This window comes from Streptomyces sp. NPDC001100 (assembly GCF_053598575.1).
Map to the genome: position 1 here is coordinate 201,650 of NZ_JBSFKO010000004.1, position 26,302 is coordinate 227,951.

General features: G+C 70.2%; 26 protein-coding genes. 17 read left to right on the forward strand and 9 right to left on the reverse strand.

The genetic code is table 11. From position 1 onward, the window contains the following. Positions 1 to 104: 104 nt before the first annotated feature. Positions 105 to 749, reverse strand: a complete 645-nt coding sequence (locus ACWDEW_RS07310; RefSeq protein ID WP_450510455.1) for a MerR family transcriptional regulator — start codon at positions 747 to 749, stop codon at positions 105 to 107. Between the two features lie 79 nt (positions 750 to 828). Here ACWDEW_RS07310 and ACWDEW_RS07315 point away from each other — a divergent pair, with 79 nt between their 5' ends. Continuing rightward, entirely contained in the window at positions 829 to 1,341 is a 513-nt protein-coding gene (locus ACWDEW_RS07315; RefSeq protein ID WP_450510457.1) for a DUF4188 domain-containing protein, read from the forward strand. Between the two features lie 190 nt (positions 1,342 to 1,531). Here the strand turns inward: ACWDEW_RS07315 and ndgR are convergent, their stop codons facing one another. After that, positions 1,532 to 2,248, reverse strand: a complete 717-nt coding sequence (ndgR, locus tag ACWDEW_RS07320) for an IclR family transcriptional regulator NdgR (protein WP_019068721.1) — start codon at positions 2,246 to 2,248, stop codon at positions 1,532 to 1,534. A gap of 190 nt (positions 2,249 to 2,438) precedes the next feature. Here ndgR and leuC point away from each other — a divergent pair, with 190 nt between their 5' ends. The 4 genes from leuC (at position 2,439) to ACWDEW_RS07340 (ending at position 5,729) form a co-directional block, all read left to right on the forward strand. Then, on the forward strand, positions 2,439 to 3,863 hold the full coding sequence (gene leuC, locus ACWDEW_RS07325; RefSeq protein ID WP_450510459.1) for a 3-isopropylmalate dehydratase large subunit: 1,425 nt from the start codon (positions 2,439 to 2,441) through the stop codon (positions 3,861 to 3,863). A 5-nt stretch (positions 3,864 to 3,868) separates the two neighbouring features. Then, complete coding sequence (gene leuD, locus ACWDEW_RS07330; RefSeq protein WP_406454107.1) at positions 3,869 to 4,462, forward strand: 3-isopropylmalate dehydratase small subunit; 594 nt, start codon at positions 3,869 to 3,871, stop codon at positions 4,460 to 4,462. Between the two features lie 263 nt (positions 4,463 to 4,725). Beyond that, positions 4,726 to 4,956 carry an SCO5555 family protein gene (locus tag ACWDEW_RS07335; RefSeq protein WP_019068724.1) on the forward strand — a complete coding sequence of 77 codons (231 nt, stop codon included), beginning with the start codon at positions 4,726 to 4,728 and terminating at the stop codon, positions 4,954 to 4,956. 137 nt (positions 4,957 to 5,093) lie between these two features. Continuing rightward, positions 5,094 to 5,729 carry an HU family DNA-binding protein gene (locus ACWDEW_RS07340; protein WP_359609289.1) on the forward strand — a complete coding sequence of 212 codons (636 nt, stop codon included), beginning with the start codon at positions 5,094 to 5,096 and terminating at the stop codon, positions 5,727 to 5,729. An 87-nt stretch (positions 5,730 to 5,816) separates the two neighbouring features. On the opposite strand, the gene ACWDEW_RS07345 is transcribed toward ACWDEW_RS07340, so the two are convergent. Both ACWDEW_RS07345 and cofC read right to left on the reverse strand, forming a co-directional pair. Continuing rightward, entirely contained in the window at positions 5,817 to 6,020 is a 204-nt protein-coding gene (locus ACWDEW_RS07345) for a hypothetical protein (protein WP_450510462.1), read from the reverse strand. Positions 6,021 to 6,039: 19 nt separating this feature from the next. Further along, entirely contained in the window at positions 6,040 to 6,678 is a 639-nt protein-coding gene (gene cofC / locus ACWDEW_RS07350; protein ID WP_450510464.1) for a 2-phospho-L-lactate guanylyltransferase, read from the reverse strand. A gap of 144 nt (positions 6,679 to 6,822) precedes the next feature. On the opposite strand from cofC, the gene ACWDEW_RS07355 reads away from it, so the two are divergent. The 3 genes from ACWDEW_RS07355 to ACWDEW_RS07365 are packed head-to-tail and all read left to right on the forward strand — an operon-like array spanning position 6,823 to position 9,856. After that, complete coding sequence (locus ACWDEW_RS07355; protein WP_431253198.1) at positions 6,823 to 7,632, forward strand: lysophospholipid acyltransferase family protein; 810 nt, start codon at positions 6,823 to 6,825, stop codon at positions 7,630 to 7,632. Next, on the forward strand, positions 7,629 to 8,639 hold the full coding sequence (locus ACWDEW_RS07360) for an NAD(P)H-dependent glycerol-3-phosphate dehydrogenase (RefSeq protein ID WP_362973446.1): 1,011 nt from the start codon (positions 7,629 to 7,631) through the stop codon (positions 8,637 to 8,639). The genes ACWDEW_RS07355 and ACWDEW_RS07360 overlap by 4 nt, the downstream gene beginning before the upstream one ends. Before the next feature lie 59 nt (positions 8,640 to 8,698). Beyond that, on the forward strand, positions 8,699 to 9,856 hold the full coding sequence (locus tag ACWDEW_RS07365) for a D-alanine--D-alanine ligase family protein (protein ID WP_450510467.1): 1,158 nt from the start codon (positions 8,699 to 8,701) through the stop codon (positions 9,854 to 9,856). Positions 9,857 to 9,875: 19 nt separating this feature from the next. Here the strand turns inward: ACWDEW_RS07365 and ACWDEW_RS07370 are convergent, their stop codons facing one another. Then, positions 9,876 to 10,367: a DUF3515 domain-containing protein gene (locus ACWDEW_RS07370; protein WP_450510468.1), complete on the reverse strand. Its 492-nt coding sequence runs from the start codon at positions 10,365 to 10,367 to the stop codon at positions 9,876 to 9,878. Positions 10,368 to 10,387: 20 nt separating this feature from the next. Next, the gene (locus ACWDEW_RS07375; RefSeq protein ID WP_003997603.1) at positions 10,388 to 10,621 is read right to left on the reverse strand and encodes an Lrp/AsnC family transcriptional regulator; all 234 of its coding nucleotides are present in this window, start codon (positions 10,619 to 10,621) and stop codon (positions 10,388 to 10,390) included. A 203-nt stretch (positions 10,622 to 10,824) separates the two neighbouring features. Here ACWDEW_RS07375 and ACWDEW_RS07380 point away from each other — a divergent pair, with 203 nt between their 5' ends. Together ACWDEW_RS07380 and thiD are read left to right on the forward strand one after the other, a co-directional pair. Next, on the forward strand, positions 10,825 to 11,790 hold the full coding sequence (locus ACWDEW_RS07380) for a thiamine-phosphate kinase (RefSeq protein WP_019068733.1): 966 nt from the start codon (positions 10,825 to 10,827) through the stop codon (positions 11,788 to 11,790). Beyond that, positions 11,787 to 12,581 (forward strand): bifunctional hydroxymethylpyrimidine kinase/phosphomethylpyrimidine kinase, encoded by a 795-nt coding sequence (gene thiD, locus ACWDEW_RS07385; RefSeq protein WP_450510470.1) that lies wholly within the window; start codon positions 11,787 to 11,789, stop codon positions 12,579 to 12,581. The genes ACWDEW_RS07380 and thiD overlap by 4 nt, the downstream gene beginning before the upstream one ends. Positions 12,582 to 12,664: 83 nt before the next feature. Here the strand turns inward: thiD and rpmB are convergent, their stop codons facing one another. Next, a complete protein-coding gene (gene rpmB, locus ACWDEW_RS07390) occupies positions 12,665 to 12,850 on the reverse strand; it encodes a 50S ribosomal protein L28 (RefSeq protein WP_004924906.1) in 186 nt (61 codons plus the stop codon). Positions 12,851 to 13,107: 257 nt separating this feature from the next. Here rpmB and ACWDEW_RS07395 point away from each other — a divergent pair, with 257 nt between their 5' ends. After that, on the forward strand, positions 13,108 to 14,796 hold the full coding sequence (locus tag ACWDEW_RS07395; protein ID WP_450510747.1) for a DAK2 domain-containing protein: 1,689 nt from the start codon (positions 13,108 to 13,110) through the stop codon (positions 14,794 to 14,796). A 3-nt stretch (positions 14,797 to 14,799) separates the two neighbouring features. Here the strand turns inward: ACWDEW_RS07395 and ACWDEW_RS07400 are convergent, their stop codons facing one another. Beyond that, entirely contained in the window at positions 14,800 to 17,757 is a 2,958-nt protein-coding gene (locus tag ACWDEW_RS07400; protein WP_450510472.1) for a tetratricopeptide repeat protein, read from the reverse strand. Then, positions 17,757 to 19,583 (reverse strand): HSP90 family protein, encoded by a 1,827-nt coding sequence (locus ACWDEW_RS07405; RefSeq protein ID WP_450510474.1) that lies wholly within the window; start codon positions 19,581 to 19,583, stop codon positions 17,757 to 17,759. The genes ACWDEW_RS07400 and ACWDEW_RS07405 overlap by 1 nt, the downstream gene beginning before the upstream one ends. Before the next feature lie 169 nt (positions 19,584 to 19,752). Here ACWDEW_RS07405 and ACWDEW_RS07410 point away from each other — a divergent pair, with 169 nt between their 5' ends. From ACWDEW_RS07410 to rpmF, 6 genes are all read left to right on the forward strand, one after another. Next, positions 19,753 to 22,974, forward strand: a complete 3,222-nt coding sequence (locus ACWDEW_RS07410; protein WP_450510476.1) for a helicase-related protein — start codon at positions 19,753 to 19,755, stop codon at positions 22,972 to 22,974. 77 nt (positions 22,975 to 23,051) lie between these two features. After that, the gene (rsmD, locus tag ACWDEW_RS07415) at positions 23,052 to 23,639 is read left to right on the forward strand and encodes a 16S rRNA (guanine(966)-N(2))-methyltransferase RsmD (RefSeq protein ID WP_450510478.1); all 588 of its coding nucleotides are present in this window, start codon (positions 23,052 to 23,054) and stop codon (positions 23,637 to 23,639) included. Between the two features lie 26 nt (positions 23,640 to 23,665). Then, positions 23,666 to 24,145: a pantetheine-phosphate adenylyltransferase gene (coaD, locus tag ACWDEW_RS07420; protein ID WP_019068740.1), complete on the forward strand. Its 480-nt coding sequence runs from the start codon at positions 23,666 to 23,668 to the stop codon at positions 24,143 to 24,145. A gap of 99 nt (positions 24,146 to 24,244) precedes the next feature. After that, positions 24,245 to 25,324 carry an ATP synthase F0 subunit B gene (locus tag ACWDEW_RS07425; protein WP_450510480.1) on the forward strand — a complete coding sequence of 360 codons (1,080 nt, stop codon included), beginning with the start codon at positions 24,245 to 24,247 and terminating at the stop codon, positions 25,322 to 25,324. A gap of 132 nt (positions 25,325 to 25,456) precedes the next feature. Next, a complete protein-coding gene (locus ACWDEW_RS07430; protein WP_450510482.1) occupies positions 25,457 to 26,110 on the forward strand; it encodes a YceD family protein in 654 nt (217 codons plus the stop codon). A gap of 2 nt (positions 26,111 to 26,112) precedes the next feature. Then, on the forward strand, positions 26,113 to 26,286 hold the full coding sequence (gene rpmF, locus ACWDEW_RS07435) for a 50S ribosomal protein L32 (protein ID WP_015657589.1): 174 nt from the start codon (positions 26,113 to 26,115) through the stop codon (positions 26,284 to 26,286). Positions 26,287 to 26,302: the final 16 nt, after the last annotated feature.

Consider the following 26,302-nt stretch of genomic DNA (forward strand, 5'->3'; position numbering starts at 1 on the left):
CCTAGCACGCTGCCCTCTCACGGCAGTAGCGCCGGTTCGAATCCGGTCGGGGGTACATCCTGGAAGGCCCTCCACTTCGGTGGGGGGCCTTCCGCATGCCCCGCTCACTCGAAGCCGTACCGCCGTGCCGACTCCTCCTCCTGCGCCAGCCGGTGCAGCGCCCGGAGCACCGGCTCCACGAAGATCGCGCCCGCCACCGCCGTCTCCACCTTCTCGGCCTCCGAGGGATGCGTCTCCACGAAGTCCAGGTCGAGCACGGCCGCCTCGTGCATCAACTTGGCGTAGTTCACGACGAGTTCGGGGGGCCAGTCGTAGCCGAGCCGGCGAAGTGCGGCCACCGCCACCACCAGTGAGCGGTAGGACGGCGAAATGGTCACCAGGGCCTGGGAGTTGGACCAGCCCAGCGTCTCCAGGAGCTGGTCCACCTCACGGTGCGCGGCCTGAACGTACTCGTCCTCCGCGTCCGGCTCCGGAACCTGCGGCAGCGCCCAGAGCGCCGCGCCCAGCCGGATCGTACGGCCGAGGGAGTCGTCGTCGACATGGCCGAGCACCTCGCGGACCGTGGCCACCGGCAGCCGGCCGACCTGGATCATCGCGCGCACCAGCCGCAGCCGTCGCAGATGTTCCTCGTCGTACTCGGCGGTGGTCGCGTTGAGCTGACGGCCGGGGCTCAACAGCCCTTCCCGCAGGTAGTACTTGATCGTCGCGATGGACACACCGCTCCGCTCGCTCAACTCGGACAGCCGCATGTCTTGCGCCCCTTCTCGGATACCGGCACTATCCAAACACGGGTCATCGGATAGCGCTGGTACCCAACAAGGGGGAGTCATGTTCGCGAAGGCTGTCAACGGCCGCACCACCGCTGCCGCCGAGGGGGAGGTGGTGGTGCTCCTGATCGGGATGCGCGTCAATCATTTCTGGGCCGTGCACCACTGGGTGCCGGTGTTCCTCGCGATGCCGCGCATGCTGCGGGAGTTGGGGAAGGACAGGAGCCGCGGACTGCTCGGGCACGTACTGCTGACGGCGTCCCCGCGGACGTACTACGTCGTCCAGTACTGGGAGTCCAAGGAGAAGCTGTACAAGTACGCGAGTTCGCCCGACATGCTCCACCACAAGGCGTGGGCCGTCATCAACCGCAAGGAGAAGGCGGGGAAGGTGCGCGGGCACGTCGGTCTGTGGCACGAGAGCTATGTGGTGCCCGAGGGTTCGTACGAGGCGATCTACGCCGACATGCCGGCCTTCGGACTCGCGGCGGCGCACGGACAGGTGCCGGTGGAGCGGCGGGGGAGGCGGGCGAAGGACCGGTTCGCGTATCGGTCGGGGAGTGTGACGTCCGAGTAGTCGGACCGGGGGAGTGGGCAGCGCCCCGAAGGGGTGCGGAGCTGTGTCGATTTGTGGCTCCGCCACGCGGGCGCGGCCAGCCACGACGGCGCGGCACCGGAACGACGGTCGATGTGAGGCGCTTGATCCCGGACATGACGAAGGGCCTGCCGCGGCGTTGAGGCAGGCCCTTCTGTGGTGTTCCGGGGGGTCAGCCCGTACGGCGCAGGGCCTCGGAGAGGCGGGCCGCGGCGTCGATGACCGCCTGGGCGTGCATACGGCCCGGGTGGCGCGTCAGGCGCTCGATGGGGCCGGAGACGGACACAGCGGCCACCACGCGGTTCGAGGGGCCGCGCACGGGTGCGGAGACGGACGCGACGCCCGGCTCGCGCTCGCCGATGGACTGGGCCCAGCCCCGGCGCCGTACGCCCGAGAGCGCGGTGGCCGTGAAGCGGGCGCCCTGGAGGCCGCGGTGCAGGCGCTCCGGCTCCTCCCAGGCCATCAGGATCTGGGCCGAGGAGCCGGCTTTCATGGTGAGGGTCGAACCGACCGGGACCGTGTCCCGCAGTCCGGACAGGCGTTCCGCCGCGGCCACGCAGATGCGCATGTCGCCCTGGCGGCGGTAGAGCTGCGCGCTCTCGCCCGTGATGTCCCGCAGATGCGTGAGCACCGGGCCCGCGGTGGCGAGCAGGCGGTCCTCGCCCGCGGCCGCGGCCAGCTCGGCGAGGCGGGGGCCGAGAATGAAACGGCCCTGCATGTCGCGCGCCACCATACGGTGGTGTTCCAAGGCCACGGCCAGCCGGTGTGCCGTGGGTCGTGCCAGCCCGGTCGCCGCGACCAGACCCGCGAGGGTGGCCGGACCGGACTCCAGAGCGCCCAGGACAAGGGCTGCCTTGTCCAGGACGCCGACGCCGCTACTGTTGTCCATGAAACGATACTCGCGTCTCACTCTGTGAAACGCAAGTTCCTTTTTTCGTGAGACGCGCAACTCTTGTAGACACAGCGGCCCGCGTTCCAAACGGGCCAGGCGGCGGCTGCCCGTGAACCAGGGGTGCGAGCGCCGTCTCCTCAAGATCTCTAGTTGGGCCGGCTCTGTTCTGCCGGCCGGAGGGAAAGCGATGGGTAGGACACTCGCGGAGAAGGTCTGGGACGACCATGTCGTCCGGCGCGCCGAGGGCGAGCCCGACCTCCTCTTCATCGATCTGCACCTGCTGCACGAGGTGACCAGCCCGCAGGCCTTCGACGGTCTCCGCCAGGCCGGGCGTCCCGTGCGGCGCCTCGACCTCACCATCGCCACCGAGGATCACAACACCCCGACCCTCGACATCGACAAGCCCATCGCGGACCCGGTCTCCCGGGCTCAGCTGGAGACGCTGCGCAAGAACTGCGCCGACTTCGGCGTGCGCCTGCACTCCCTGGGCGATGTCGAGCAGGGTGTCGTCCACGTCGTAGGACCGCAGCTGGGTCTGACCCAGCCCGGTACGACGGTCGTGTGCGGTGACTCCCACACCTCCACGCACGGCGCCTTCGGCGCGCTGGCGTTCGGCATCGGCACCTCGCAGGTGGAGCACGTGCTGGCGACGCAGACGCTGCCGCTGGCCCGCCCGAAGACCATGGCCATCACCGTCGACGGCGAACTGCCCGACGGCGTCACCGCCAAGGACCTGATCCTCGCCATCATCGCGAAGATCGGCACCGGCGGCGGCCAGGGCTACATCCTCGAATACCGCGGCTCCGCCATCGAGAAGCTCTCGATGGAAGCCCGCATGACCATCTGCAACATGTCGATCGAGGCCGGTGCCCGCGCGGGCATGATCGCCCCCGACGAGACCACCTTCGAGTACATCAAGGGCCGCGCCCACGCCCCCGAGGGCGAGGACTGGGACGCCGCCGTCGCGTACTGGAAGACCCTGAAGACCGACGAGGACGCCGAATTCGACGCCGAGGTCGTCATCGACGGTCCCTCGCTGGCGCCGTTCGTCACCTGGGGCACCAACCCCGGTCAGGGCGCGCCGCTTTCGGCGTCCGTCCCCGACCCGGCTTCGTACGAAGACGCTTCGGAGCGCCTCGCTGCCGAAAAGGCCCTGGAATACATGGGGTTGGAGGCCGGCCAGCCGCTGCGCGACATCAAGGTGGACACCGTCTTCGTAGGTTCGTGCACCAACGGCCGTATCGAGGACCTGCGTGCCGCCGCCGCGATCGTCGAGGGCCGCAAAGTCGCCGACGGCGTACGGATGCTGGTCGTCCCGGGCTCCGCGCGGGTCGGTCTCCAGGCCGTCTCCGAGGGCCTGGACGTCGTGTTCAAGGACGCCGGTGCCGAATGGCGGCACGCCGGCTGCTCGATGTGCCTGGGCATGAACCCCGACCAGCTGGCGCCCGGCGAGCGCTCCGCGTCCACCTCCAACCGCAACTTCGAGGGCAGGCAGGGCAAGGGCGGCCGTACGCACCTGGTCTCGCCGCAGGTCGCCGCCGCGACCGCCGTGCTGGGCCATCTGGCCTCGCCCGCCGACCTGTCCGACGCCCCTGTGCCCGCTGGAGTCTGAGAGTCATGGAAGCATTCACCACGCACACCGGCCGGGCCGTCCCGCTGCGCCGCAGCAACGTGGACACCGACCAGATCATCCCCGCCCACTGGCTCAAGAAGGTGACCAGGGACGGTTTCGAGGACGGGCTGTTCGAGGCCTGGCGCAAGGACGAGAACTTCGTCCTCAACCGCCCCGAGCGCAAGGGCGCGACGGTTCTGGTGGCCGGCCCCGACTTCGGCACCGGCTCCTCCCGCGAGCACGCCGTGTGGGCGCTGCAGAACTACGGCTTCAAGGCCGTCATCTCCTCCCGCTTCGCCGACATCTTCCGCGGCAACTCGCTGAAGAACGGCCTGCTCACGGTCGTTCTGGAGCAGAAGACCGTGGACGCGCTGCAGGAACTCACCGAGAAGGACCCGCAGGCCGAGATCACGGTCGACCTGGAGGCCCGTGAGGTGCGCGCCGAGGGCATCACCGCCGCCTTCGAACTCGACGAGAACGCCCGCTGGCGGCTGCTGAACGGACTGGACGACATCTCCATCACCCTCCAGAACGAGGGCGACATCTCCGCGTACGAGGCCAAGCGCCCCTCGTACAAGCCGCGGACGGTCCAGGTCTGACCCCAACCCCCGCACCAGGTCGAGATCCGGCCACCGCGACACCCTCTGTACCCCCGATCGCCACGATTGGGGGTACAGCCATGTCTGCACCCGAACGGCCCCGCGCGCCTCCAACGCTTCTCTCAACTTCCCATGTTAGACAGGGTGTTGACTGGGTAGGCGCACCTTTGAGCCAAGGCTGCCGCCGGGCTCCGTCAGGCCGTTCGAGGCACCAGTTGCGACCCCCGCAGGCGACAACTCGCCCCAGATGGCACAATCTGTGCATGGAACACGACGGCCAACTCAAGCTCTATGCGGCAGTCGCGGACCAACTCAAGGAAGCGCACACAAGGGTGCGCGCACTGCAAGTCCCGGAGGGCGTACGGATGGCGCTGGCCCGGAAGCTGCTGGTCATTACGGCCGCGGCCAAGCACGATCTCGCCGACGCGACAAGGCGACTGGACCGGTTCACGGCGGACCTCGACGCGGGTCGATTCCCCGAAGAGGAACGCTGAACAAGTCCAGGACAGTCGAGTTCGTTGCGGCGCACGGGTGATTAGCCCGTTTCGTGTTTGATTTGCGGTATATATCTGCCTAACGTGCGGAAAAGCCTGAACACTTTCGTTCCGGCAATGTCTCCGAAGGGGAAGACGTGAACAAGGCGCAGCTCGTAGAAGCGATTGCCGACAAGGTCGGTGGCCGTCAGCAGGCCGCCGAGGCGGTCGACGCGGTACTGGACGCCATCGTCCGTGCCGTCGTCAGTGGGGACCGGGTCTCGGTCACCGGTTTCGGTTCGTTCGAGAAGGTCGACCGTCCGGCCCGTTACGCCCGCAACCCCCAGACGGGCGAGCGGGTTCGGGTCAAGAAGACCTCCGTTCCGCGCTTCCGCGCGGGCCAGGGTTTCAAGGACCTGGTGAGCGGCTCGAAGAAGCTCCCGCGCGGTGGCGAGGTCGCCGTCAAGAAGGCACCCAAGGGCAGCCTGAGCGGCACCGCTTCGGCGACGGTCAAGAAGGCCGCGGCCAAGAAGACCACCGCCAAGAGGGCGACGGCCACCGCGAAGAAGACCGTGGCGAAGAAGACCGTGGCCAAGAAGACGGCGGCCAAGACGGCCACCGCCAAGAAGACCACGGCCAAGAAGGCGACCGCCAAGAAGACCACGGCGACGGCCAAGAAGACGGCGGCCAAGAAGGCCACCGGCACCGCCAAGAAGGCTGCGGCCAAGAAGGCCCCGGCCAAGAAGTCGACAACGCGCAAGACCACCGCCAAGAAGGCCACCGCCACCCGCTAGTCAGCGGAACGCAGGGCACTCACGCGCCGGGCCGGACTCCCGCTGGGAGTCCGGCCCGCGGCGTGTTCACGCCCCGTGCACGGGCGTTCAGAAGGTTTGCAGCGTCACCAATGTGACCCTGAGGCCGTCCTTCGGCCCCTCGGTCTCGATCCGCACCCGCTGTCCCGGGCGCAGCAGCCGCAGCCCGCCCGCGTCGAACGCGGCGGAGTCGAAGGGCACCGGGGTGCCGTCGTCGAGCAGCACACTGCCGGTGCGGGTATCGGCGTCGTAGGTGTAAGCGGTCGCCTGCATGGCCGCAGCCTACTGCCGTCTACTGCCCGGGGATCAGCAGCCCCGCGGCCGCCGCCGCCGTGCGCGGCCCCACGCCGAGGGCCAGCGCCGCCCGCAGGTCCTCGCCGGTGTCCACGTCCTGCCGTACGGAATCCACCGCGTCCAGAGCGAGTTCGGCAGCGCCGGAGGCGCGATGGCGGGCGCGGGAATCGGTGCCGAATGCCGGGCGCAATTCCCGGCCCGCGCGCGCGGTGAGCAAGGTGGTGCCGATTGCGGCGGCGTCCGGGAGAAAAGCGCGCGGGAATTCCGCCGCCGCGTCCAGGACCCGGGCCAATTCCATGGGGCGCAGCGCCGGCAGATCGGCGTTCAGGGCCGCCACCGCGCTTTCGGGGCGGGAAACCCGCACGACCGTCGCCGCGTGCCGCAGTGCGGCGTTCAGGCCGTCTCCCGGCTCGTCGGCGACGATACGGGCGCCCAGCGCGGCCAGTTCGCGGCCGGCCAGGGCGTCGCCCGTGACGACCGCCACATCACGGACCGCCGGGCAGGCCAGCACGGCCGCCACGGTGTCCTGCGCGAAGGCGAGGGCGAGCCCCGGCCGCAGCCCGTCGCCGGCCGTGTCCGAGAGCCTGGTCTTGGCTCGCGCCAGAGACTTCAGGGGTATGACCAAGGTCCACTGCACGCGGGTTCCGTCCCTCTCTTGTCGCGGCCATTGTCACCCGGGCCCCCTGGCGTTGTCGGTGGCGGGGCGTACGGTGTTCTCGACAGACCGACGGCCTGGGGCGACACTTGTGCGGCCCCCCGGGTCCAAGAGGAAGGTGTTCGCGTGCCCCGCCGCAGAATCGGGTTCTGGTACCGCTTCGCAGCGGTCCTCTGCAAACCGCCGCTGGTGGTTCTGATCAAGCGGGACTGGCGCGGAATGGAGCACATTCCGGCCGAGGGTGGATTTATCACCGCGGTGAACCACAATTCGCACGTAGATCCCCTTGCTTACGCTCACTTTCAGTACAACACCGGGCGCGTTCCGCGATTCCTCGCGAAGAGCGGCCTTTTCAAGAAGGGATTCGTCGGCGCCGCGATGCGCGGCACCGGACAGATCCCCGTCTATCGCGAGACCACCGACGCGCTGAGCGCCTTCCGCGCCGCGATCGACGCCGTGGAGCGCGGAGAATGCGTCGCGTTCTATCCCGAGGGCACCATCACCCGCGACCCCGACCAGTGGCCCATGACCGGCAAGACCGGTGCCGCGCGCGTGGCCCTGCAGACAAAGTGCCCGGTGATTCCCGTCGCGCAGTGGGGCGCCAACGAACTGCTGCCGCCGTACGCCAAGAAGCTGCACGTCTTCCCGCGCAAGACCAGCCACGTGCTCGCGGGCCCGCCGGTGGACCTCACGCGCTTCTACGGCAAGGAGATGAGCCCGGACCTCCTCAAGGAGGCGACCGAGGTCATCATGGCCGACATCACACGCCTGTTGGAGCAGATCCGCGGCGCCAAGGCACCCGAGACGCCCTACGATCCGCGCCGCGAGCGGATCGAGCAGCGGCGCCGGACGGCCGCGGAGACCGAGCAGTTGGAGTCCAGGGCCGAGTCGGCGACCGAGCCGAAGGTCGAGCAGGAAGAGGGGCAGGGCACGTGAGCAAGCCGGTCAAGGCGGCTGTTTTCAGCGCCGGTTCATGGGGCACGGCTTTCGGCATGGTGCTCGCCGACGCGGGGTGCGAGGTCACCCTGTGGGGGCGCCGCGCGGAGGTCGTGGACGCCATCAACTCCGGCCGCACCAACCCCGATTACTTTCCCGGTGTCGAACTCCCGGAGAACCTGCGGGCCACCACCGACCCCGCCGAGGCCGCCGCCGACGCCGACTTCACCGTCCTGTCGGTCCCGTCGCAGACACTGCGCGCCAACTTGGCCGACTGGGCACCCCTGTTGGCGCCCGACACGGTCCTCGTCTCGCTCATGAAGGGCGTCGAGCTCGGCTCCGTCATGCGGATGAGCGAGGTCATCGAGGACGTCGCCAAGGTGAGCCGGGACCGTATCGCCGTGGTCTCCGGACCCAACCTCGCGCGGGAGATCGCCTCCCGGATGCCGGCCGCCGCGGTGGTCGCCTGCACCGACGAGGCCGTGGCCCGCCGGCTCCAAGCTGCCTGCCACACCCCGTACTTCAGGCCGTACACCATCACCGACGTCGTGGGCTGCGAGCTCGGCGGCGCGGTGAAGAACGTGATCGGGCTCGCCGTCGGCATCGCGGACGGCATGGGCCTGGGGGACAACGCGAAGGGCTCGCTCATCACGCGCGGGCTCGTCGAGACGACCCGGCTCGGTATCGCGATGGGTGCCGACCCGCTCACCTTCTCCGGACTCGCCGGACTCGGCGACCTGGTGGCGACCTGCTCCTCGCCGCTGTCGCGCAACCACACCTTCGGCACCAACCTCGGCAAGGGCATGACGCTCCAGGAGACCATCGCGGTCACCAAGCAGACCGCCGAGGGCGTCAAGTCCTGCGAGTCCGTGCTCGACTTGGCCCGCAGGCACGGCGTCGACATGCCGATCACGGAGACGGTCTTCGAGATCGTGCACGAGGGGAAGTCGCCCGTGGTCGCGGTCAAGGAACTGATGTCGCGGAGCGCGAAGCCGGAACGACGCTGAGCAACGCGGGTCAACGGACGCTGACTCAGGGCAGTACCACCGGGTACGCTCATCGCGATATGAGCACCGAGAACCTCTCCCAGAACCCTGAGCAGCCGCCTCGCAAGCCGCGTGTGGCCGTCGTGTTCGGCGGTCGCAGCTCCGAACACGGGATCTCCGTGGTCACCGCCGGCGCCGTCCTCGCGGCCATCGACCGGACCAAGTACGACGTCCTGCCGATCGGCATCACCCGCGAAGGCCGCTGGGCCCTCACCGCCGACGCGCCGGAACGCATGGCGATCACCGACCGCCGCACCCCGGACGTCGAGGAGCTCGCCGAGTCGAGCGAGGGCGGAGTGGTGCTCCCGCTCGACCCCGGAAACCGCGAAGTCGTCATCAGTGAACCGGGATCCGTGCCCAAGGCCCTCGGTGAGGTCGACGTCGTCTTCCCCGTCCTGCACGGCCCCTACGGCGAGGACGGCACCCTTCAGGGGCTCCTGGAGCTGTCCGGTGTGCCGTACGTGGGCGCGGGTGTGCTCGCCTCGGCCGTCGGCCAGGACAAGGAGTACATGAAGCGGGTGTTCACCTCGTTCGGCCTCAAGGTGGGCCCCTACGTGGTGATCCGGCCGCGCGAGTGGCAGCGGGACGAGTCCGCCGCCCGGAAGAAGATCGTCGACTTCGCCGGTGAGCACGGCTGGCCGCTGTTCGTGAAGCCCGCGCGTGCGGGTTCGTCCATCGGCATCACCAAGGTCGACGACCTGTCCGGCCTCGACGAGGCGATCGAGGAGGCGCAGCGGCACGACCCGAAGATCCTCGTGGAGGCCGCGCTGCGCGGGCGCGAGATCGAGTGCGGGGTGCTGGAGTTCGAGGACGGGCCGCGGGCCAGCGTGCCGGCCGAGATCCCGCCGCCCCAGGAGCACGCGTACTACGACTTCGAGGCGAAGTACATCGACTCGACCCCCGGCATCGTGCCCGCTCCGCTGACGCCCGAGGAGACGGCCGAGGTGCAGAGGCTCGCGGTGGACGCCTTCGACGCGGCCTCCTGCGAGGGGCTGGTGCGGGCGGACTTCTTCCTCACCGAGGACGGCGAGTTCGTCATCAACGAGATCAACACGATGCCCGGTTTCACGCCGATCTCGATGTACCCGCAGATGTGGCAGGCCAGCGGCGTCTCCTACGGGGAGCTGGTGGACCGTCTGGTGCAGGCGGCCCTGCGCCGGTCCACCGGACTGCGCTGAACGGGCCGGTCCGGTCGAGCTAGTCGGCGATCCCCGCGGGGATCGCCTTCTTCACGGACTTCGCCAGGTCGACGAGGGGCGCCAGGCCGTCTCCGGTGCGGTCCTTCGGGATGGTCACCTCGACGTAGGCCCTGCGCAGTGTCGTGGTGAACCGGAAGGACCCGTCGTCCTGCTTCTGCAGCAGCCAGCCGACGCCGTTCACCTCGACGCCGTCGGCCTCGGGGTCGTTCATCTTCGCGGGTCTCACGACACCGCAGCGCAGTATGATCGCCGGGTTCCCCCAGCCCGCGGTCAGCGCGGACGCGGGCTCGGGATCCCGGCGGCCTTGGCCGTCGACCTTCGACGGCAGCACCTTGTCCAGATTCCGGCACAGCCCGGTGACCTTCGCGCCCGGTGAGGGAACCGCCGCCGACGCGCTGTCGTCTGCTGAGGAGCAGCCCGCGAGGGTGATCAGCGGGGCGAGCACGGACAGCCCGATGACAGAACGGCGCCGGTGACGGAGAGAGTTCACCGGCCAAGGGTAGACGGGGGCTACAGATGCACCACCGGGCAGGTCAGGGTGCGGGTGATGCCGTCCACTTGCTGGACCTTGGCGACCACCATACGGCCGAGATCGTCGACCGTGTCGGCCTGGGCGCGCACGATCACGTCGTACGGTCCTGTGACGTCCTCGGCCTGGATCACTCCGGGAATCTTGCTGATCGTCTCGGCGACGGTCGACGCCTTGCCGACCTCCGTCTGGATCAGGATGTACGCCTGTACCACGGAACCTCCAGGGCGGCCACGAGGATCATGTGGGGAAAAGGAACGCCACGGTATCGCGTCGCCGCTCACCACGGGGAGACCCGCGGAAGCCCTTCCCCTCGTGCCGGGGCACGGGCACGACTGAAGTTGACGGTCACCTCGACCGTACCGAGCACACCGACGGCTCGCGACCGGGCGCTGCCGTCACGAGAAGAGGACGAACGATGAAGGGCACCGTCGGTGAGTTGGGGGAGTTCGGGCTCATCAGGGAGCTCACTTCCCGGCTCACCACCACCCCCTCGGTCCGGGTCGGCCCCGGCGACGACGCCGCGGTCGTCGCCGCGCCCGACCGCAGGGTCGTGGCGAGCACCGACATCCTGCTGGAGGGGCGGCACTTCCGCCGCGACTGGTCCACGGCCTACGACGTAGGACGCAAGGCCGCCGCGCAGAACCTCGCGGACATCGCCGCGATGGGCGCCGTACCGACCGCCCTGCTCCTCGGACTGGTCGTGCCGGCCGAGCTCCCGGTCACCTGGCCCATGGAGCTGATGGACGGCCTGCGCGACGAGTGCCAGGTGGCGGGCGCCTCGGTGGTCGGCGGCGATGTCGTACGGGGCGACACGATCATGGTGTCGATCACCGCGCTCGGTGATCTGCGCGGCCGGGAGCCGGTCACCCGGGCCGGCGCGCAGCCCGGTGACGTGGTCGCGGTGACCGGCTGGCTGGGCTGGTCCGCGGCCGGGTACGCGGTGCTGTCGCGGGGCTTCCGCTCGCCGCGCGCGTTCGTGGAGGCACACCGGCGCCCCGAGCCGCCGTACCACGCGGGTCCGGCGGCGGCCGGGCTCGGCGCGACCTCGATGTGCGACGTCAGTGACGGGCTGATCGCGGACCTGGGGCACATCGCCGAGTCGAGCAAGGTCCGGATCGACATCCGCTCGGGCGCGATCGACATCCCGACCCAGATGCACGACATCGGGCAGGCCGTCGGCGTCGACCCCATCCAGTGGGTGCTCACCGGGGGAGAGGACCACGCGATCGTGGCGACCTTCGCCCCGGACGTGAAGCTGCCGGCCCGCTGGAAGGTGATCGGCGAGGTCCTCAACCCCTCGGCGCTGCCCCAGGTGACGGTCGACGGAGCGCCGTGGACCAGCAAGGGCGGCTGGGACCACTTCGGGGACATCGAGTCGTGAAGCCCCTTGTGCTGACCGTGGCCGGCTCCGACTCCGGTGGAGGGGCGGGAATCCAGGCCGACTTGAAGACGATGCTGGCGCTCGGTGTGCACGGCATGAGTGTCGTCACGGCAGTCACCGCGCAGAACTCCCTTGGTGTGCAAGGGGCTTGGGAACTTCCGGCGGAGGCGGTGCGCGCCCAGTACCGCAGTGTCGTCGACGACATCGGCGTCCATGCCGTGAAGACCGGCATGCTCGCGTCGGCCGAACTCGTCGAGACGGTCGCGGAGTTGCTCGCGGGGACGGACGCCCCGGCGGTCGTCGACCCGGTCGGCATCTCGAAGCACGGGGACTCGCTTCTGGCGGACTCCGCGCTGGACGCCGTACGCACGAAGCTGCTTCCGGTGGCGACCGTGGCGACGCCGAACCTCGACGAGGTGGCGCAGCTCACCGGGGTGCGGGTCGAGACGGAGGAGCAGTTGCGGGAGGCCGCGGCGGCCGTGCTGGCGTACGGACCTCGGTGGGTGCTCGTCAAGGGCGGGCATCTGTCCGGCGACGCCGTGGACCTGCTCTCCGACGGCACCGAGGAGCACTGGCTGCGCGCGCCCCGGTACGACAACCGGCACACCCACGGCACGGGCTGCACGCTCGCCTCGGCGATCGCGTCTGAGCTGGCCAAGGGGCGGTCGGTGCCGGAGGCGGTGACGGCGGCGAAGGAGTACGTCACCGGGGCGATCGCGGCGGGGTTCGCTCTGGGGGGCGGGATCGGGCCGGTGGATCATGGATGGGCGCTGCGGTCGGATGCCGTCTGACACGGCACGGCAAAAAGCCGGCCCACACGAGGTGGACCGGCTCGATGCAGCGAACCAGCAGTGGCCGCGCGCTCAGCAGTGCGTCAGCGCGAGACCTTGCCGGCCTTGATGCACGAGGTGCAAGCGTTCACGCGCTTCGGCGTCCCGCCGACCACGGTACGAACGCGCTGGATGTTCGGGTTCCAGCGACGCGGCGTACGGCGGTGCGAGTGCGAGATGTTGTTGCCGAAGCCCGGCCCCTTGCCGCAGACGTCGCAGTTGGCAGCCACGGGTCACTCCAAAGACTTCAGATGCACAGATGCACTTACGGATGATCCCGGCATGCCGGGATCAGGATCTAGGATCTGAAGTGGCACTGCCAGGGGGGATGGCCCGATCGGGATCGGGCAACCGGAGCAGCATACAACGACTGCGCCGGTTCAACGAAACTACCATGCCTGGTCGAGGGCCTGCTCCGGCCCTCCTCGGGCCCGGCCCCCTCCGGGGTCTACGCTGCGTGCCAGTCCAGCAGCTCAAGGAGGCGCAGGTGCCGCAGGTGCCGCAGACATTCTTCGATGCTCTCGCGGTGCGTACCTGGTGCGGTCTCGCGCTGCGCGCGCTGGGGCGTGCGCGCGAGGAGATCGACGCCATCAACGTGTATCCCGTGGCCGACGGGGACACCGGCACCAACCTCTACCTGACCATGGAGTCCGCCGTCACGGCCGTCGAGGCGGTGTTCGCCGGACACCGCACCCTGACCGAGCAGAAACCGCCGCTGGCCGACGCGGCCCGCGCGATGGCCCACGGGGCGCTCATAGGGGCGCGCGGCAACTCCGGGACGATCCTCGCGCAGCTGCTGCGCGGCATGGCCCAGGTGCTCGCCGCCGACGGTGAGACGGCTCACACGGACGGGGAGGGGCTGCGGCTCGCGCTGCGGCACGCGGCCGACTCCGCCCGGCAGGCCGTGGCCCACCCGGTCGAGGGCACGGTCCTCTCCGTCGCCTCGGGGGCGGCCGACGCTGCCGACGACACCGAGGGCGACTGCGGGACGGTGGCACGGGCCGCCTACGACGGAGCGTGCGTGGCGCTGGCCGCGACCCCGGGGCAGCTGGCCGTCCTGGAGCGCGCGGGAGTGGTCGACGCGGGCGGCCGCGGGCTGGTGGCGGTGCTGGCCGCGCTGGTGGAGACGTTCACCCGGGAGGCGCCGGTCTTCGGAGGGCACGCGCGCGTGGAGGCCCGTTCGGTTATCGGGGCTCCCGGAGTCGACGACGTCCTCCTCTGCGAGGACGACCCGACTGCCGCCCAGGAGGGCGGGCCAGCCTACGAGGTGATCTACCTCCTGGAGGCCGAGGACGCGGCCGTGACCCGGCTGCGGGACCGGCTCGACGCGCTCGGCGACTCGCTCGTCGTGGTCGGCGGCGACGGCCTGTGGAACGTCCATGTGCACGTCGACGACGCCGGCGCGGCCGTGGAGGCGGGCGTCGAGGCCGGACGGCCGTACCGCATCCGGATCACCCACTTCGCGCTCGGCGACGTCCACACCACGGGTGCCGAACGGCCGCCCAGGGAGCGCGCCCAGCGGGCCGTCGTCGCCGTCGTCCCGGGGGAGGGCCTGGCGGGGCTCTACGGCGAGGCCGGTGCGACCACCGTGCTCGCGCGCCCCGGGGAGCCGCCTGCCAGCGGGGAGCTGGTCGCGGCCCTGCGGCGGGCGCACGCGCGTGAGGTCGTGCTGCTGCCCAACGACGCCGACCTGCGGCACACGGCGGCAGCGGCGGCCGAGCAGGCGCGGGCCGAGGGCATCAGGGTCGCGCTGATCCCGACGCGCTCCGCGGTCCAGGGGATCGCCGCGCTGGCCGTGCACGAACCCGAGCGCCGCTTCGACGAGGACGTCGTCTCCATGACCTCGGCGGCCGGCGCGACCCGCTACGCCGAGGTCGCCGTCGCCGAACGCCAGTCCTGGACCATGGCCGGCATCTGCCAGGCCGGGGACGTCCTGGGCCTCGTCGACGGCGACGTGGCGGTGATCGGCGCCGACGTCACCGCCACCGCCCTGGCCGTCCTCGACCGCATGCTCGCGGCCGGCGGTGAACTGGTCACCCTCGTCCTGGGCGACGAGGCCCCAGAGAGCGTTGCCGACGTCCTGGAGGTCCACGTCCGCGAGTCGTATCTCGCCGTCGACACGGTGGTGTACCGGGGCGGCCGGCAGGGCGCCCTGCTGCTCATCGGCGTCGAGTAGGGACTATTTGTTCTCGTTCTGCTCCTCCATGAGCTGGAGCAGCTGCTCGGCCTCGGCACGACGGGCCCGTACCGTCTCGTCGCCGTCGTCGGCACCCTCGTAGGCCTTCAGCACGCCACGCGCGCGTGCCGCCGCGTCGGCGGGACGGCTGAGGTCGGCCTCCAGCCAGCCCGCGGCGAGTTCGGCGGCGGTGCGGGTGTGCACGGCGCCGTCCCCGAGGGCGGCGAAGACGGCGACAGCCTCTGCGGTCTGCGCCAGGGCGTCCTCGAACGCCCCCTGGATCGCGGTGTCCTCGGCCTCCTCGGCGACCGAACGGGCCAGCAGCTCGCCGAACTGCCGGTGGGTGTGGCCGAGTTCACCGGTGAGCCGCTGCCGCGCCTCCTCGTCGTCCGTCACCAGCAGCGCGGCCTCGCACTCCTCGATCGCGGCCGACATCAACTCCCGCGCGCTGTCGAGCCCTTGGTCGGCGCGCAACGCCAGCCAGGCGCGGGCGCGCAGCGACCGCACCAGCCCGTGCACATTCCCCAGGGACCGCCACAGGTCACCCGCGCGCGTGTACGCCTGGTCCGCCTCGGTGTGCAGCCCCGCGTGCCCCAGGGACTCGGCGGCGAGATGGGCGAGCGTCGCGTGGTCGTGCTGCTCCGGCCAGTGCCTGGCGATCTCGGCAGCCTGCAACCGATGTTCGGCCGCCGCGCGGTGCTCGCCCAGCTCGCTCAGACAGTCCCCGAGCCACCACTTCGTCTGGACGACCGCGCCGTCGCCGTGTGTCTCGGCGCTCAGGTCGGGCAGCGCCGACTCCAGCACCTCCGCGGCCTCGGCCCACCGGCCCTGACGCAGCAGGAAGCCGCCCAGCTGGTGCCGCGCCCAGGCGCCCAGCGTCGGGCCCTCGCCCGCCTCGTCGGACCAGTGAGCGGCCTCCAGGGCGTGCTCCGCCGCCTCCTGGGACCGGCCCCGGCCGCCGAGCACCTCGGCGAGCTGGAGATGCAGCTGCGCCCGCCCCGGCGCCTCCAGGTACGGCCCGCCGTGCTCCAGGGCGGCCCGCAGTGCCCGCTCCGCCTCCCCGATGTCCCCGAGGTGATGGGCCAGCCCGGCCGACCGGGCCTCGTACTCCACCGCGAACCACGGCAGCCCCGCCTCCACGAAAGCCGCCGAGGCCTTCGCGAACAGCCGTACCGCCGTCTCCAGGTCCCCGGTCCGCACCGCGAGTTCGGCCAGCATCGCCTGCCCCTCGGCACCCCGCGCGGCCAGCCGGACATCGACCTCGCCACCCGGGAGGGGCCGCCCGTCCACCAGGGCCAGCACCTCCCGGACAGCGGCCTCGGCGGCGGCCAGGACCTCCGCGTCGGGGGAGTCGCCCGAGGGATCCTCGTGCACGCCCCGCATCAGGACACGCGCCCGGCTCATCAGCACACCCGCCGTCTGCCGCACACCTGTGGCGCCCTCGGCGTACAGCGCGAGCACCCCGTCGTACGGCTCGGCGATCGCCGCGAGAGCCTCGTCGACCTCGCCCGTGAGAGCCCGTACGTACGCCCCACGCGCGCGTGCCGCCAGCGCCTCCCCGGGGTCGCCCGCCTCCGCGTACAGCTCGGCGGCGCGCTCGAAGAGGGCGATGCCCTCCGGGCCCCGGTCCATCGCCTGGTGATCGGCGATCTCGGCACGGTCCAGGGCGGCCAGCTCGACGCCCTCGGCGGCCCGCGCGACGGCCAACCAGGCCTCCACGGCGTGCGGTTGCAGCGTGTCCGACAGTCGCCGCGCCTCCGCGAGCAGCGCGGAGAGGTCCTTCTCGGGGGCCGATCCGGGGACCGGTCGGGGGGCGGGGACGGTCACCGGCGCGGTGGCCGGCCGGCCCGCCGAACGCACTCCCAGGGGCAGTCGCTCCACCAGGGGACGCTGATCCATGCGGGCGCGTGCCCGGTCGCCGACATGGGTCGTGCCGTTGCGCTCGTCGAAGCGGGCGGCCAGCGCGAGGGCCTCCACGCGCGCGTGGGCGGCGAGTTCACGTGCCGTCCAGGGACGGCCGGCCGGTCCCGGCACCCGCTGGTCGCCGAGCCCCAGCTCCGTCAGCCGGTCCATCAGCAGCGTCACCACGGACAGGAACTCCAGCCCGCTGCGCGGGTTCCCGGAGTCCGTGAAATACGCCGGACGCTCCGCCAGCAGCTCCAGACCGCGCGCCTCGTTGCCGCTCAGCGCGCAGAACTCCACGTGGTCCGCGTACGCGCCCCGCATGCTCTCCATGGGCCGTACTAGCCGGAAGCCCCGCAGGTGATGGGCGCGCGCCTCGTCGGCCCGTCCCAGGCGCAGCAGCGGGGCCAGGGAGGATGCGAGGACGGTGTGCGGTTCGTGGGCGCAGGTGAACTCGCCCTCCAGGACCGGACCCCACAGGTCCAGGGCCTCGGCGTCCCGCCCCCGCTCGACCTGCCACTCGCCCTGGCTGTGCAGCTCGCACGCGTGGCAGTCGGCCATGGTGTCCCGGTCCGCGGCCAGCCACGCGGCGTACGCCCGCTCGGCCCGCGCCAGGTCCCCGACATGTGAGGCGACGCTGAACTCGGCGCTGCGGACGGCCCGTTCGGAGTGCCCGGCCAGCCGGTAGCGGTGCTCCATCTCGGCGAGCCACTTCTCGATCGACGCGAGCGGGATGTGCGGCTGGCCGAGCATCCCGGACGACATCCACTTGAAGACCCAGTGCAGCGAGTGGATCTCGTACTCGTCGAAGTCCTCGGGCCGTTCGTCCCACATGCGCAGCAGGCGCGCGAAGGGGACGAACATCTTGTCCTTCTCGGAGCTGTAGTTGTAGACCTTCAGCTGGTGTCCGAGCGCCTCGATCACCGCGAGCGGGATGTCCAGCTTCTCGGCCTCGGCGAGCAGTTGCTCCGCGCGCGCGTTGCGGGCCGGTCCCTCCGGCTCCTCGGAGTTCTCGGCCATCGCCCGGCGCAGCGCGTCGAAGTCCGTGATCCCTGTCATCAGTGGTCGCCCTCCCCGTGTGTGGCCCACTCCAGGAGGCCGATGAACGCCCGGTTCAGCAGTGCCGAGTCGGCGGGGCGCAGGGGTCGCTGCGCCATCAGGAGTGCCTGCCCGTAGAGCGACTCCGTGGCCGTCCCGATCAGGTCCCGGTCCTTGAGCGAACTGATCCGCCGGATCAGCGGGTTGAGATGGTTGAGCACCAGACGCGCGCGGGGCGCGCTGCCCCGCAGCGAGCCCAGAATGCCCGCCCACAGGTCGTCGGCCTGCTCCTCGGCCTCCGCGCGGGCCTGCTCGTGCCGGGCCGAACGGTCGTCCAGATGCAGCGCGGGCACCGACAGCGGATGGAACGCCCGGAGGACGACATCGCAGCCCAGGGGGTCCAGTTTGGCCCGCACGGCGGCCAGGAAGTCCGCCAGCGCCAGCTCCTCGGCCGGATCGACCGAGTCCAGGTGCGCGGTCACGGTGTCCGAGTCCAGCTCGGCGACCACCGTCCCCGGGCGCACCGACGGCAGCGCCTCGACCAGCTCGCCGTCGTAGGTGTAACCCCCGTTGATCACGCCGATGCCCTGCGCGGACGCGATCGGCGCGACCTGCCGGTACTCCTCCACGGTCCGCGTGAAGTGCACCACCGCGTGCCGCTGCGCGAACTCCTCCAGGGAGACCCGTCCGTCGGTCGTCTCGAACGGGAGCCACGGCAGCATCGTGCGCAGCATCTCCGGGTCGTGCCGCGCCAGGGACTTCACCCCCAGGTGGTGCACCGACAGGAACGCGGCCAGCCGCTCCGGATCGCCCGCCGCGAGCCCGGTCAGCCAGGAGCGAATCCTTTCACCCAGCGCCTCCCGCACGGCGGCCAGCGTCTCGTCCTCGTACAGCGACTCGCGCGAGGCCGTGGGCCGCAGACTGTCCGTGTCCAGCACACAGCGCACGAAGAACGCCCAGTCGGGCAGCAGCTGTTCGGCCCGCTCGGTCAGCAGCATGCCCTTGAGATGCACCCGGTGCGTGGCACGCTGCGCCGGGCTCACCGCCGACGGCAGCACATAGGCCACCCCGCGGATCCCGGCGAGCGGCACGGACAGCTCGATCGAGTCCAACGGCGTGAACCCGAACAACTCGTGACAGTGCCGGGCCAGCGCCACCCTGCGCGCGCCGGGACTCGGATACGACCGGTCCCAGGGCGCCGGCAGATCGGTGATCGCCTCACCGTCCACCCGCACGTCGTACGGCAGCAGCGCCCCGAAGTCCCGCGCCAGCGCGAGCACCCGCTCCTTGGTGAGCCACTCGCCGGCCCCGGCGCGCGCCACCAGGTGCACGGTGGTGCCCGGTTCGGGGTGCTCGACGGCGGGCAGGGTCCGCACGGTGTACGACCCGTCGTCCGTCGCCGTCCACTCCACGGGCGGCGCGTCGGGGGTACGGGCGCTGCGGCTGACGACCCGGATCCGCTCGGCGACCACGAAACAGGCCAGCAGCCCGATGCCGAACTGCCCGAGGAACTCCGAGCGGGCCTCCTGGAGTCCGTCGGCGCGCTTGGAGCTGCGGCCGATCGTCGCGAGGAGGCTGTGCACGTCCGCCTCGGTGAGCCCGACGCCGGAGTCCTCGACACGCAGGGTGCCACCCTCGGCGTACAGCCGCACCAGGGCGGGGGCGTCGGGCTGCTCGGCCCGGCGCGCGGTGATCGCGTCCACGGCGTTCTGCAGCAGCTCGCGCAGATAGACCTTGGGGCTTGAGTAGAGGTGATGGGAGAGCAGGTCCACCAGACCGCGCAGGTCGACCTGGAACGTGTGAGGTGACTGGGATGCCTGTGATGACTGTGAGGTCTGGGAGTCCATCGTCGCAGCGCCGAGGTGGGGGAAGGTGCGAACGGCGCGAGGGTCGGGCGGTCCCTGTGAGGCGGTGACCGCGGGGGATGGCCGGAGCGCGCCATCCTAGAGCCGGAACGAGCCGCCTGACCAGGGGTTTCGCGAGACGTATACGGCAATGTCAGTGGCGTGGTGTGCAATGGATCTCGTGCCCGCACTGGAAGAACCACTGAAAAAGGTGCTCGGCCCCGCCACCGCGAAGGTGATGGCCGAGCATCTCGGCCTGCACACCGTGGGCGACCTCCTGCACCATTACCCGCGCAGATACGAGGAGCGCGGCCAGCTCACGCACCTCGCCGAGCTGCCGATGGACGAGCACGTCACCGTGGTCGCCCAGGTCGCCGACGCCCGCCTGCACACCTTCGCGTCCAGCAAGGCCCCCCGGGGCAAGGGCCAGCGACTCGAAGTCACGATCACGGACGGCAGCGGCCGGCTCCAACTCGTCTTCTTCGGCTCGGGAGTTCACAAACCCCACAAGGAACTCCTGCCGGGCACGCGCGCGATGTTCGCCGGCAAGGTCTCCGTCTTCAACCGCCGACTGCAACTCGCGCATCCGGCGTACGAGTTGCTGAAGGGCGACGCCGAGGAGACGGTCGAGACCTGGGCGGGCACCCTGATCCCCATCTATCCCGCCACCGCCAAACTGGAGTCCTGGAAGATCGGCAAGGCCCTCCAGACAGCCCTGCCCAGCGCCCAGGAGGCCGTCGACCCCCTCCCGGACTCCCTCCGCGAGGGCCGCGGCCTGGTCTCCCTCCCGGAAGCCCTCCTCAAGATCCACCGCCCCCACACCAAGGCGGACATCGCCGCCGCCCGCGACCGCCTCAAGTGGGACGAGGCCTTCGTCCTCCAGGTCGCCCTGGCCCGCCGCCGCCACACCGACGCCCAACTCCCGGCCGTGGCCCGCAAACCGTCCCCGGACGGCCTCCTCACCGCCTTCGACGACCGCCTCCCGTTCACCCTCACGGACGGGCAGGTGAAGGTCTCCAAGGAGATCTTCGACGACTTGGCGACCGAGCATCCGATGCATCGGTTGTTGCAGGGAGAGGTGGGATCGGGCAAGGCCCAGCCGCTTGACTCGCTCGTGCTCACGCCTGACGGGTTCCGCCCCATGGGGGATCTGGAGGTGGGTGACGAGGTCGTCGTTCCGGACGGCGGGATCGCGCTGATCGACGGAGTCTTTCCCCAGGGAGAGCGTGAGGTCTGGCGCTTGGTCCTCTCCGACGGAAGCCATGTGGAGTGCGACGACGAGCACCTCTGGATCGTCGGCACGAGCCGCGGGTGGCACCGAGGACAGGCTCCCGAAGTCATGACGACTCGGGAGATCCGGCTGGACACGTTCAAGGCGAATGGATCTCCGAAGTGGTATCTCCCGACAGCTGCCCCGGTCGATCTCGGAGGCGACTGTGGACTGCCTCTGGATCCCTACCTGTTCGGTCTCCTTCTGGGAGACGGCTCATTCCGGCACAACCTGCGGTTTTCCACGATGGACGACGAGATCCGTGATGCTGCGGCGACTGTTCTCGCCCCAGAGTGCCGAGTGGTTCCGGTGAAGGGCTCCCGTTGTGACTTCACCATTCAGCCTGCCCACCGGGCCGGAGGCGTTCGTAATCCCGTGATCCAGACCTTGCGTGGTCTGAATCTCTGGGGTGTCACACCGCACGGCAAGTTCGTTCCCGACGAGTTCAAGAACACATCGATCAAGAACCGTCTGGCTCTGCTCCAAGGGCTGATGGACACGGACGGTACCGTTCACGCGGACGGTTTGAGCATCTCGTTCTGTTCTGCCTCGCTCGCACTGGCCAACGACGTTGCCTGGCTGGTGCGTTCACTCGGCGGGCGAGCGCGTGTCCTGCCGAAGAAGGCGGCCTTCAACGTCTCCGTGGCCCTGCCTGACGAACATGCTCCGTTCAGGCTCGCTCGCAAGGCCGAACGCGTGGCGGCCAGGCCGGAATACAACACGTTCCGCCGTGGAATCCGGGCAGTTGAGTACGTGGGACGCAAGCCCGTCCAGTGCATCAGCGTCGCCCACCCAAGCCATGCCTACGTCACCGACAACTTCACCGTGACGCACAACACCATGGTGGCCCTCCGCGCCATGCTCGCCGTCGTCGACGCGGGCGGTCAGGCCGCGATGCTCGCGCCCACCGAAGTGCTGGCGCAGCAGCATCACCGATCCATCACCGAGATGATGGGGGAGCTGGCCGAGGGCGGGATGCTGGGCGGGGCCGAGCGGGCCACGAAGGTCACGCTGCTCACCGGCTCGATGGGCACGGCCGCCCGCCGACAGGCACTGCTCGACCTCGTCACCGGCGAGGCCGGGATCGTGATCGGCACGCACGCGTTGATCGAGGACAAGGTCCAGTTCCACGACCTGGGCCTGGTCGTGGTCGACGAACAGCACCGCTTCGGTGTCGAGCAGCGCGACGCCCTGCGCGGCAAGGGCAAACAGCCCCCGCACCTCCTCGTCATGACCGCCACCCCCATCCCGCGCACGGTCGCCATGACGGTCTTCGGCGACCTGGAGACCTCGGTCCTCGACCAGCTCCCGGCCGGCCGCTCGCCCATCGCCAGCCATGTCGTCCCCGCCGCCGACAAACCCCACTTCCTGGCCCGCGCCTGGGAGCGCGTGCGCGAGGAGGTGGGCGACGGCCATCAGGCGTACGTAGTCTGCCCCCGCATCGGCGACGAGGAGGACGACCCCAAGAAGGCCGGCAAGAAGAAGTCGGCCGAGGACGAGGCCGAGAAGCGCCCCCCGCTCGCCGTCCTCGACGTGGCCGCCCAGCTCGCCGAAGGCCCGCTCCAGGGCCTCAAGATCGAAGTGCTGCACGGCCGTATGCACCCCGACGACAAGGACGCCGTGATGCGCCGCTTCGCCGCCGGGGACACCGACGTCCTGGTCGCCACCACGGTCATCGAGGTCGGCGTCAACGTCCCCAACGCCACGGCGATGGTGATCATGGACGCCGACCGCTTCGGAGTCTCCCAACTCCACCAGCTGCGCGGCCGGGTGGGGCGTGGTTCGGCACCCGGTCTCTGCCTCCTGGTCAGCGAGATGCCCGAGGCGAGCCCGGCCCGCCAGCGCCTCAACTCCGTGGCGTCCACCCTCGACGGGTTCGAGCTCTCCCGCATCGACCTGGAACAGCGGAGAGAGGGCGACGTACTGGGACAGGCGCAGTCCGGCGCCCGTACGTCTCTGCGGGTGCTGTCCGTCATCGAGGACGAGGAGGTCATCGCGGAGGCGAGGGAGGAGGCGACGACGGTTGTCGCGGCCGATCCCGAGCTCACGGGGCTTCCCGGCCTCCGTACGGCCTTGGACGCCCTCTTGGACGAGGAGAGGGAGCAGTACTTGGAAAAGGGCTGAGGCTGCCCCACCCAGGCGCGGGGAACTGCGCGACCAGCCACAATGGACCTGCACCCACCCACGATCAAGGACCCCAGATGACCCGCGTGATCGCCGGCGAAGCCGGTGGACGTCGACTCGCCGTGCCGCCAGGCACCGGCACCCGCCCCACCTCCGACCGCGCACGCGAGGGCCTCTTCTCCACCTGGCAGTCCCTCCTCGGCGCCCCCCTGAGCGGCGAACGGGTCCTGGACCTCTACGCGGGCTCCGGAGCCGTAGGCCTCGAAGCCCTCTCCCGTGGCGCGAGCCACACCCTCCTCGTCGAGGCCGACGCCAAGGCCGCCCGCGTCATCAGGGAGAACGTCAAGAACGTCGGCCTCCCCGGAGCCGAGGTCAGGGTGGGCAAGGCCGAGCAGGTCGTCCAGACAGCGGCGCCGACCGACCCGTACGACATCGTGTTTCTCGATCCGCCGTATGTTGTCCCAGATCACGATCTTCGGGAGATTCTCCTCACACTCCGGTCTGGGGGCTGGCTCGCGCCGGACGCTCTCGTCACCGTGGAGCGCAGCACCAGAGGCGGCGAATTCGGGTGGCCGGACGGTTTCGAGGGGATCCGGGCCCGTCGCTACGGCGAGGGGACCTTTTGGTACGGTCGCGCCGCCTCTACGTGCGAAGACGCACGATGACCGGACCGGAGAGCGAGGGAAATCAAGTGCGCCGCGCTGTTTGTCCGGGGTCCTTCGACCCCATCACCAACGGACACCTCGACATCATCGCCCGTGCCTCCCGGCTGTACGACGTCGTGCACGTCGTCGTGATGATCAACCAGTCGAAGAAGGGCCTTTTCACCGTCGACGAGCGGATCGAACTGATCCGCGAGGTCACCGCCGAGTTCGGCAACGTGCAGGTCGAGGCCTACCACGGCCTCCTCGTCGACTACTGCAAGCAGCGCGACATCCCCGCCATCGTCAAGGGCCTGCGCGCGGTCAGCGACTTCGACTACGAGTTGCAGATGGCCCAGATGAACAACGGACTCTCGGGCGTCGAAACCCTGTTCATCCCGACCAGCCCCACCTACAGCTTCCTGTCGTCCTCGCTGGTCAAGGAGGTCGCGACCTGGGGCGGCGACATCTCCCACCTGGTGCCGCCGGTGGTCCTGGACGCGCTCAAGGGCCGGATCGGCAAGGCCTGAGGGACTGACTGTGCGTCACCCGGTGTCGGGCGGGACGGGAGTGGTCGTACAGTCGACCCGTCCGTCTCCAACACGTCGGTAGAGAGTGGCGAGCACACGGTGGACGTGCAGAAGAAGCTCGACGAGATCGTCGCCTCGGTCTCCAGCGCCCGGTCCATGCCCATGTCGGCCTCCTGCGTGGTCAACCGCGCCGAGCTGCTCGCCATGCTCGAAGAGGTGCGCGCGGCACTGCCCGACTCGCTGGCCGAGGCACAGGAGCTGATCGGCGGCCGGCACGAGATGGTCGAGCAGGCCCGCCAGGAGGCCGAGCGGATCATCCAGAGCGCGCACGCCGAGCGCGGCTCGCTGATCTCCGACACCGAGGTCGCCCGCCGCTCGCAGAACGAGGCGGACCGCATCCTCGCCGAGGCCCGCCACGAGGCCGAGGAGGTCCGCGCGGAGGCCGACGACTACGTCGACTCCAAGCTCGCCAACTTCGAGGTCGTCCTCACCAAGACCCTCGGGTCGGTCGGGCGGGGTCGCGAGAAGCTGCTCGGCACCGGCCCCGGCATCGACGACCAGGGCTACGAGGACGAGGACGCCCCCGAGCGCAGCCACGACCCGGAGACCCTGCGCCGCGACGCCGACGCCTACGTGGACGTCAAGCTCGGCGCCTTCGAGGCGGTCCTCGCCAAGACCCTGGAGGCCGTGGGCAAGGGCCGGCAGAAGCTGCACGGCCGGATCGCCAGCGACGACCTCGGCGCCCTCGCCTTCGACGACGACGGCAACCAGGTCCAGCACACCAGCGACGCCGACTACCTCGCCGACCTCGCGACCGTCACGGACACCCCGGTCTCGAACACCCCGGTCCAGCCCGAGCAGCAGGACTACGCCCCGCAGGCGGCCTACGACTACCAGCAGACCGGCCAGCAGCAGGACCAGTACGGCTACCAGCAGCAGTACGCCCAGCCCCAGCAGCAGGACCCCTACGGCTACCAGCAGGCCGACCCGTACGCCTACCAGGGCTACGACACCGGCCAGCAGCCCGTGTACGACCCGAACCAGATGCAGCAGGCCCAGCTCGACCAGCAGGCGCAGCAGGCGCAGCAGGGGTACGCCCTCGACGAGACCAGCCTCTTCGACACCGGCATGATCAGTGCCGAGCAGCTGCGGGCGTACGAGCAGGGCCGAGGCCTGTAAGGACCACCGGATTGGGCCGTGAGCGAAAGGTCCAGTATCCTGGCTCTTCGGTCGCGTGTACGTCCGCGATCACCGCTGCCCGGAAGCACCGAAGGGCAGCGCTCCTTGAGCTCAGCAGACCGAAAGACAGGAATGGCTCTGAACGCCCGCCTCGACCACCGCAACCCTCTCGTGTTCGACACTCACGAGCTGGGGCGGCGTCCTGGTGCGCTGCAGCGCCTGACCCGTTCGATCGACGCTCCCAAGGATCTCGGGATCCAGGGAGTCATCGGAGTGCCGGAAGGCGCCCCGGTGAAGCTCGACCTCCGCCTTGAGTCGGTCATGGAAGGTGTGCTTGTCACAGGCACCGCCCGTGCACAGGCCAAGGGGGAGTGCGTAAGGTGTCTGGAGCCGCTTGAGCTGTCGCTCGAAGCGGACTTCCAGGAGATGTTCTCGTACCCTGACGCCGACGACCGTGGCCGTGTGAAAGCGGAACCGGTCGACGACGCCGAGGAAGACGAGGACAGGCTCTTCATCGAGGACGGCCTGTTCGACCTCGAACCCGTGCTGCGCGATGCGGTGGTGCTCGCACTGCCGATGCAGCCGGTGTGCCAGGACGACTGCCTGGGCCTGTGCTCCGAGTGCGGAGTGCGGCTCACGGACGACCCGGACCACCACCACGAAGCCGTCGACATCCGTTGGGCGGCACTGCAGGGACTCGCCGGTTCACTCGAAGACGGCGAGAAGGACGAGATCAGTGGCGAGGCGCCCCGACCGGCGCGCGCCAACGAGAAGCAGGAGAAGTAGCCGTGGCTGTTCCGAAGCGGAAGATGTCGCGCAGCAACACGCGCCACCGCCGGTCGCAGTGGAAGGCTGCGGTCACCCCTCTGGTTGCGTGCGAGCGCTGCCACGAGCCCAAGCAGCAGCACATCGCGTGCCCGTCTTGCGGCACGTACAACAAGCGCCAGGTCCTCGAGGTCTGAGCGGCTGGTGAGAGGC